This is a genomic window from Vibrio makurazakiensis (assembly GCF_050337375.1).
GTDB classification, from domain to species: Bacteria; Pseudomonadota; Gammaproteobacteria; order Enterobacterales; family Vibrionaceae; genus Vibrio; species Vibrio makurazakiensis.
On the sequence record NZ_JAKJSW010000196.1, the window covers coordinates 1 to 7900 of the forward strand.

A 7900-nucleotide genomic window follows, 5' to 3' on the forward strand; every position below is an offset into this window, starting at 1 on the left:
GCATTAGTACCTGTAGTAGCACAACTAAATGGCTCTGGCCGTCAGGTAAAGATCCCTTTWGAGATCCAACAAGGTATTACACTCGCATTAATCATGTCGATACCAATCGTTGTTGTGTTACTTCAAACCACCTTCATCTTAAACTTGATGGACATTGAGCCACTGATGGCGGAAAAAACCAACGGTTATATGAATGCGGTAATGTTCGCTGTTCCGGCATTTTTACTGTTCCAGACGTTAAGAAGTTTCACCGATGGTATGTCATTAACTAAGCCTGCAATGTACATCGGCTTCTTCGGCTTACTACTTAACATCCCTTTAAACTGGATGTTCGTTTACGGCGAATTAGGCGCACCTGCACTGGGTGGCGTTGGCTGTGGCGTTGCAACGGCAATTGTATACTGGATTATGTTTGCGCTGCTTCTTAGTTACGTAATTACTTCAAAGCGTTTGGCTAAGATTAATATTTTTGGCGAGTTTCATAAGCCTGAGTTAAAGGCACAAGTTCGCCTTTTCAAACTAGGCTTCCCTGTAGCGGCTGCTATTTTCTTTGAGGTGACCTTATTTGCTGTCGTAGCCCTATTGGTTGCGCCGTTAGGTTCCCTGATAGTTGCTGCGCACCAAGTTGCGATTAACTTCTCTTCTTTAATTTTCATGCTACCAATGAGTATTGGCGCGGCTGTGAGTATTCGTGTAGGTCATAAACTCGGTGAGAACGACACTGAAGGTGCAAAGATCGCAACTCACGTTGGCGTAATTGTTGGGCTTTCCACTGCGTTAATCACTGCGGCACTGACTGTTCTTTTCCGTGAACAAATTGCGCTACTCTACACCGAGAACCGCACAGTAATTACAATCGCGATGCAGTTGTTATTATTTGCTGCAATCTACCAATGTACAGACGCTATTCAAGTTATTGCAGCAGGTGCATTACGTGGCTATAAAGATATGCGTTCAATCTTCAATCGAACGTTTATTGCTTATTGGTTACTAGGATTACCATCAGGTTACATTTTAGGTATGACAGACTGGGTTGTTGAGCCAATGGGAGCGCACGGTTTCTGGATTGGATTCATTCTAGGACTATCAGCAGCAGCAATCATGCTAGGCTTACGTTTACATTGGATGCATAAACAAGAAGATTCGATTCAGCTCGAATTCGCTAGCCGCTAAAAGCAAGCAACCATAGCTAATGATCATGTGGATTATTCACTGAGTGGGCTTTAGAGCCCACTCAGTGGTTTTCCCTCTCGCGAACAAACCGAGCAAATTTGGGAATGCCGTTTTGAGTTAACCCGTTATAGCGAAATGTTATTGTGCTTCCTATCTCAGGAGGAGACAGTCGCTTAGCATCAGTAAAACCACTTCCAATGTAAAACTCTTCACCACTTTCTAATCGAACTAACACAGAACCCATCATCCCTTTGTATTTACCTGTTCCTGGCTTATAACCAATCACTAACGCTTCAGAGTCATGATGTCGCTTTAGTTTCAATAGATCATTACTTCTGCCCGCTTGATACCGGCTCGATACCTTACGCAACATTAAGCCTTCACCATTATCGAAATCGATATTGTCTAATTCAAAAAATAGCTCTTGTTCACTCTGTATGGGAGTGTGTTCGATGTACTTAATATGCGGTTCATTGATCGAATTGACCCAGTGAATGATATTGTAATAGCGCTTTTGATAATCCCCTGCCGCACCAGGCATATCAAACAACATGAAGTCTATTTTTTTCCACGCTTCATCTGTTGGTGTTTTATCTAATACTGTTGTTTGAACTAGATGAAAATTACCCCTCCCTGCCCACAGCTCGCCTTCGACTTTAAGTTCAGGCAATTTCTCAATAAACCAACGGGGTGCATATATTCTATTCCCATTTCTAGTAAACAGATTTTCACCATCCCAGACCGCTCGAATCCCATCCAACTTTTCACTACGCCAATACTGAGTGATATCGATGCCTTGTTCATACCGGTTCGCTAGGACTAAATCTTCTGGAGGTAACTGAGGGTAATCTGCATAGCTAGGGATAGAAAAAGTCATAACGATAGCAATGGCTATTTTAGTGAGTTTCATCGCGGTCATATCTCAGTAAATACAGTCCCTCATTTGTATCACTTTCAAACTGCCTATTAAGTTTGCTTTTATAACTATGCGATCCAATTTGAGTTATCCCATTTGTATTCACTTCCCTTGTCCAAATTTTACGAGTTACCTCTAATTTCATACCTATCAAATCAATTCTCAAAATAGGAAATCCAATTTTTCAAATTGAGAACTGGAAAAGCACAAACTTAAGCCATTGATAATAAGTAATTATTTATCTGGCACGGTTTCTGCTCTTTACTATTCATACATACAAGGAGATAGACCCATGGAACTACGTAAAGTTGAAGTAAGCAAAGACATTCTGACTCTAAGCATCTTTGGTGATTTAGACGCAGGCGGCAGTCGAGACGCTCAAAGTGATATTGATGATGTTATTTCAAATGACGTTCACCCTGAAATCGAGTTGGATTTTAGCGAAGTAGAATTCCTAGATTCATCTGGCGTCGGTGCGATTGTTTATATGTTCAAACGTCTTACTGAGCGCGAACGTAATATGCGACTAGAAAACGTAAAAGGTCAGCCACTTGAAATCATGAACCTACTGCGTATTGGTCATGCGATTCCACTTAACACTCGTCAAAATTAAACGTTCGTAAAAATTCACAAACGATATTTATAAATAATAAAAACAATAAATCGTTTAAGAAAGGAAGTTGGCATGAAAAATTTAACTCTACACATAGCCATAGTTCTGTCTCTACTTGCCTCAGGGTGTGCTTCATACCCTGAGCATGGGACAGGAGGACTCGCCGAAAGTTACAACTCTATTAACTATGAGAACTCTGACTTTTCCCCTGTCATGCCAAACGAGCCTTTAGGTCCAGAGCACGGACTTAGATTCGATTGGGAACTGGCCAAACTGCATTTAGATTCGTTAGTAAGAGAAGGCGCAAAATGGTGTTTCCCAGCTGCTGTTGTACAAGCTATCGAAAAACAAAATCGTATTGCTCGTGAGCTACAAGGCGGATTGTTACTGGATGCGGCTAACGATTTAGTCATTCAAAGAAAACGTCTTAATCAGTTAGAAACACAGCTTGATTACGTCACCTCACAAACTCGTTGTGTACCACCTAAAAACGAGTCCCAATTCCGCATTGAATTGTCCATTGTTGAGCACCTATATGACTTGCTCAATGTAGACAACCAATTTGCCTACAACTCCGTTGAAATCAATCCTAAGTACATGGGACACCTAGCGGAAGCATCCAATATTTTGAAACAGCACTCCCAAATGACCTTAATCGTCACTGGCCATGCTGACGCAACAGGCACTGATGAATACAACGATCAACTTGCTCTAGGTCGCGCAAAACAAGTAGAGCGCTACCTAACTATCTTTGGGCTAAGCCCACAACGTATTCAAACCGTATCCTTGGGTGAAGCAGTGCCATTGTTTGAAGGCGAAACAGACGGAGTTCGTCTAACTAATCGACGCGTAAGTGTTGAGGTGATTGCTCCAAAATCTAACCATTATGGAATGGAGGGGTCATTATGAAATCTCTCACTACTACACTGCTGCTCATCGTTTTTATTGGATACGTAAGTCTTTCAAACGCTCAAGATCAGTTCGAAGATGCAGTACAAGTCGGCGATTTAATACAAGTCACTGTACCGGGTGAAACCACTTTGAATAACGGTTATCAAGTTGATAAGCGCGGACGCATTACCTTACCTGAAGTCGGCAGCATATTTGTCGCTGGGTATGACAACGACCAACTTTCAAACGTAGTACTAGAGGCTCTAAGTAAAGTTTATCGTGATTTAACCAACGCCAATATCTACGTTAAGCAGCAACAAGTTCTTATTTCAGTTCAGGGCTACGTTAAAAAGCCAGGCGAGTACACACTGAATCAAGGAGCCAGTATTCAAATGGCACTACATGCCGCAGGCGGTCTGCGCTCAGGGGCGCAGCTCGACAAACTGATCTTAAAACGCGGTTCAGTAAAAAAAGAATTCAATTATAAAAAGTTCCTAGACTCAGGTGATGACACCGTATTACCCATTCTTGTCTCACTCGACTCGATCTTCGTCCCTGCATCCCCGCTTGTCGGCAACATTGAACAAGAGTTCGATGCATCGAAATTAGCTAACTCTGGTGATAGCGCAGACTCTCGCCGTTCAATTAAAGTGTTTGGTGAAGTCAATGCACCGGGTTCGTTTTCCTACAAAGAAAACAGCGACCTTGTCGATGTGATCATGCGATCTGGTGGAGTTACTCGTTATGCCAGTGTTGAACAAATCCGCGTTATTTCAAATAACACTCCAACCTTATTCAACCTCAAAAGTTACCTAGATTCAGGGGATGAGTCGCTACTACCACCGCTACAACCAGGCTCCACAGTTTTTGTTCCTAAGCAAGAAGAAGAGATTAAATCTGGTGCGAACACCGTTTATATCATGGGCGAAGTTGCAGCGCCGGGTGCATATGAAGGCAAAAAAGGTGCAACATTCATGGATATACTCGCGAACTCGGGTGGCCCTACTCGATTTGCTGAATCTCGCCAAATTCGTGTTATCAAAGCCAGTGGTCGAGTGATCAAATTTGATTTAACAGCCTATACCGAAGGTTTAACAGGTGCTAAACCACCAAAAATTGCGTCAGGCGACGCGATATTTGTGCCTGAAAAGACGGACATGAACGAAAAGTCATGGCTAAAAATTTCACCAGATAGAGCTGTAAACGTTATCGGTGAAGTAGTTCGCCCGGGAAGAATTGAATGGTCTGACGAAATGGACCTGATGGATCTCCTTGCTCACGTCGGTGGTCCAACATTGCGAGCGGACACCACGAAAATCGAGGTGGTTTCAGGACGAAAAATGCAAGTCTTCGATCTAGATTCTTACATTCGTAACGGTGCTCCCATCGACCAACTTCCATTCATTAGCGCAGGTGCAATTGTACGTATTCACGATCTACCGCAAGATCCATCAGACAACAAATCACAATGGGTACGTCAAAGCTCAGATGCGTCTATATATGTGTTTGGTCAATTAAGATCGCCAGGGCGCTACCGCTTTACTAAAGACATGCACTTTTTAGATATTTTGGCAGCAGCAGACGGCCCAACGAAAGAAGCAGATATACACAACATTCGAATTACGCACCGTGATAAAACATACGCGAAAGTCAGCAAACTCAACTTATCACTGTATTTTGAAACAGGTGATGAATCACTACTACCGATTGTTGTACCAGGAGACACCATCTTTGTTCCTGAGAAAGACAAAAACTGGCTTGATAACTCAAAAGAATCCACGGTTCGTGTGCTAGGTGCGATTAACAACCCAGGACGTTACAACTTCGACGACAACATGACCATTCTTGACTTACTGGCAGAAGCTGGTGGCCCAAGTGAAAATGCTTACTTAGAGAAAATCTCAGTTGTAAATATGTCATGCTGCCAAGGACAAGCTCGCTCATTCAACCTAACTGAGTTTAGTAAAACCGCCAATATCTATCATTTACCAGTCATCCGAGCTGGAGATACAATTTTCATTCCAGACAGAAGAGAGAGCTTTTTAGAGAAAGCACGAGTAGGACTAGAAGACATACTGCGTTTGACCACCACGATTGTTTTGATAGGAGCGTTATGATGAGCATTCCCGCGACCCATACAGAAATAGAACAATTGTATCTAGCCGCAGAGATCAATGGGCATAAGTCGATTTGTATTACTTCTTGCCACTCAGGTGACGGCGTCACATCAGTGGCGGCAGCTTTAACTGAACGTTACATGCTTGCCGGCCACTCCGCATTGTATGTCGACCTTAATCTGTTCAATCCTGCCTTTAAGGATCTAGAGCTCTTTCACGGCCTAACTGATCAGGATAAACAGCAGCAACCCTTGATTGAACATATCGATACTCATCAAACGTTTGTCGGTGTACCTGCTCCTACACAAGCTTCAACACTACTGGCTTATAAAGATCCGACAACACTACGTAATGAAGTTACGCAATGGCTTGGGCATTACGACCGAGTAATTATAGATACTTCACCACTATTGAATGTAAACAAAGGCAATATCCCTGCACAAAGTGTCGCTAGTGCGTGCGAAGCAACCATTGTGGTCGTTGCCTATGGTGAAACCTCTGCACATCACCTAGTGCAAGGAAAAGGATTATTAACCGCTCAAAGTGTGAACATTTTAGGGTCTGTATTCAATATGAAGAATACGCCGAGTTTTACTCAAGAACTGGTTCGACAACTTAATAAAGTGAAATTTTTACCGAATAAATGGCGTGAGAAAGTAGCGGTTCGACTGTATCAGAATGAATTTTTGAATTTACCTCTGTAGTACAGGTATTACCCGCCAATCACCATACATGCAACATGTGCCAGTAATTATCGTGACCGATTACGAATGGTGCTTCACATGACATAAAGGACTTATTATGAAASCATTAACTTTTACTCTACTCGCTTTAGCTTTAGCTTCAACTTCGGCTTCGGCTTCGGCTGAAACCTATACGTTTAGTATCGTTCCACAGCAATCTGCGAGCAGACTCGCTGCACAGTGGACTCCGATAATGAAATTGTTGTCTGAGAAAACAGGCCATGAATTTATCTTCACGACAGCGAAGAACATTCCTACCTTTGAAGAAGGTCTATCAGAAGCAAAATACAACTTTGCTTATATGAACCCTTACCACCTTGTAGAGTTTAATCGTTCAGTTGGTTATGAAGCGATTGCCAAAGCCAAAGATAAAAAAATCAAAGGCATCATCGTTGTCAGTAAAGAGAGCGGAATTACCACATTAGAAGAGCTAAACAACACTGAACTAGCCTTCCCTGCCCCTGCTGCTTTTGCAGCGAGCATACTCACAAGAGCTTCTCTAAATGATCATAATGTCGATTTCCAACCGAAATATGTCTCTTCTCATGACTCTGTTTACCTTTCTGTCGCTCGTGGTTTCTATCCTGCTGGCGGAGGCATTGTTCGTACATTTAATGCGCTAGACGAATCTGTTCGTTCGCAATTAACCACCATTTACACCACTAAAGGCTACACCCCCCACGCTATTGCACATCACCCAGATGTTGATCCTAAAGTCGTGGCAAGTGTTCAGAAGGCATTCGTTGAACTAGCGCTTTCTGAAGAAGGAAGAAAACTACTAAGCCCACTGAAAATCAAAGCATTTGAACCGGCAAAAAGTAAGGATTGGGATGATGTACGATCGCTAAACATTGACCTTATCTCCCAAAATACAAAAGACTGAATCATGCAGAACAAGAGCTTCAGCATGTTCAATTAACCACAACTTAACTGCTTTCGAATGTCTTACTCCGAAGACAGGTAGAGGGATTTATTATGACTTTTAGAACGAAAACGATCCTTGGCATCGGCATTATCGAAGTGGTACTGCTAATGACATTGGTATTCAGTGCTATGTCATTCCTGTCTGAGTCAAACGAAAAGCAGCTTGTCCAAAGAGCCCAAGCGACATCTCTAATTTTTGCCCGAGCAACAAAAGATGCAGTTCTATCGACCGATATCGCAACACTCGATGACATCGTAAAAGACATTATGGCTCTTGATGACGTTCTTTATGTGAAAGTTGAACAACATGGTAAGCCAATAAGTTGTGCGGGAGATAAGTCTCTACTTGAAAGAAATATTCTTTCTGATAACAGTTTGAACTCAGCCGATGATGGCGTGTTCGATATCGTCCAACCCATAGAAAGCAACGGCACAGAGTATGGGAAAATTTCCATAGGTTTTGCAACATCCGCTATTCGAGCAATGTTATTTGATGCTCAGAAAACCATTATGTCGATTGCTC

The 7900-nt window shown here is 42.4% G+C and carries 7 protein-coding genes and 1 pseudogene; 7 read left to right on the forward strand and 1 reads right to left on the reverse strand.

Translation table 11 applies throughout. The features are described from left to right. A partial coding sequence (locus L4C33_RS17470; protein ID WP_428813687.1) for an MATE family efflux transporter occupies positions 1–1173 on the forward strand: 1173 nt, incomplete at its 5' end. 61 nt (positions 1174–1234) lie between these two features. Here L4C33_RS17470 and L4C33_RS17475 read toward each other — a convergent pair. Beyond that, on the reverse strand, positions 1235–2083 hold the full coding sequence (locus tag L4C33_RS17475; protein ID WP_428813688.1) for a DNA ligase: 849 nt from the start codon (positions 2081–2083) through the stop codon (positions 1235–1237). A gap of 298 nt (positions 2084–2381) precedes the next feature. Between L4C33_RS17475 and L4C33_RS17480 the strand changes: the two genes are divergently transcribed. The 6 genes and pseudogenes from L4C33_RS17480 to L4C33_RS17505 all read left to right on the forward strand — a co-directional run. Next, positions 2382–2702, forward strand: coding sequence for an STAS domain-containing protein (locus tag L4C33_RS17480; protein WP_428813689.1), 321 nt, complete (start codon positions 2382–2384; stop codon positions 2700–2702). Positions 2703–2774: 72 nt separating this feature from the next. Beyond that, positions 2775–3611 carry an OmpA family protein gene (locus L4C33_RS17485; protein ID WP_428813690.1) on the forward strand — a complete coding sequence of 279 codons (837 nt, stop codon included), beginning with the start codon at positions 2775–2777 and terminating at the stop codon, positions 3609–3611. Beyond that, positions 3608–5710, forward strand: coding sequence for an SLBB domain-containing protein (locus tag L4C33_RS17490; RefSeq protein WP_428813691.1), 2103 nt, complete (start codon positions 3608–3610; stop codon positions 5708–5710). The genes L4C33_RS17485 and L4C33_RS17490 overlap by 4 nt, the downstream gene beginning before the upstream one ends. Further along, positions 5710–6414, forward strand: a complete 705-nt coding sequence (locus L4C33_RS17495; protein WP_428813693.1) for a P-loop NTPase family protein — start codon at positions 5710–5712, stop codon at positions 6412–6414. Before L4C33_RS17490 ends, L4C33_RS17495 begins: the two co-directional genes overlap by 1 nt. Before the next feature lie 97 nt (positions 6415–6511). Then, positions 6512–7336, forward strand: a complete 825-nt coding sequence (locus L4C33_RS17500) for a phosphate/phosphite/phosphonate ABC transporter substrate-binding protein (RefSeq protein ID WP_428813692.1) — start codon at positions 6512–6514, stop codon at positions 7334–7336. Between the two features lie 92 nt (positions 7337–7428). Further along, a pseudogene (locus L4C33_RS17505) lies at positions 7429–7900 on the forward strand (hybrid sensor histidine kinase/response regulator); the annotation flags it as partial.

Bases quoted from the DNA above. Each gene is read 5' to 3' on its own strand.
- L4C33_RS17490 (WP_428813691.1), top strand. From the start codon at position 3,608: ATGAAATCTCTCACTACTACACTGCTGCTCATCGTTTTTATTGGATAC.
- L4C33_RS17475 (WP_428813688.1), bottom strand. From the start codon at position 2,083: ATGAAACTCACTAAAATAGCCATTGCTATCGTTATGACTTTTTCTATC.
- L4C33_RS17485 (WP_428813690.1), top strand. From the start codon at position 2,775: ATGAAAAATTTAACTCTACACATAGCCATAGTTCTGTCTCTACTTGCC.
- L4C33_RS17495 (WP_428813693.1), top strand. From the start codon at position 5,710: ATGAGCATTCCCGCGACCCATACAGAAATAGAACAATTGTATCTAGCC.
- L4C33_RS17480 (WP_428813689.1), top strand. From the start codon at position 2,382: ATGGAACTACGTAAAGTTGAAGTAAGCAAAGACATTCTGACTCTAAGC.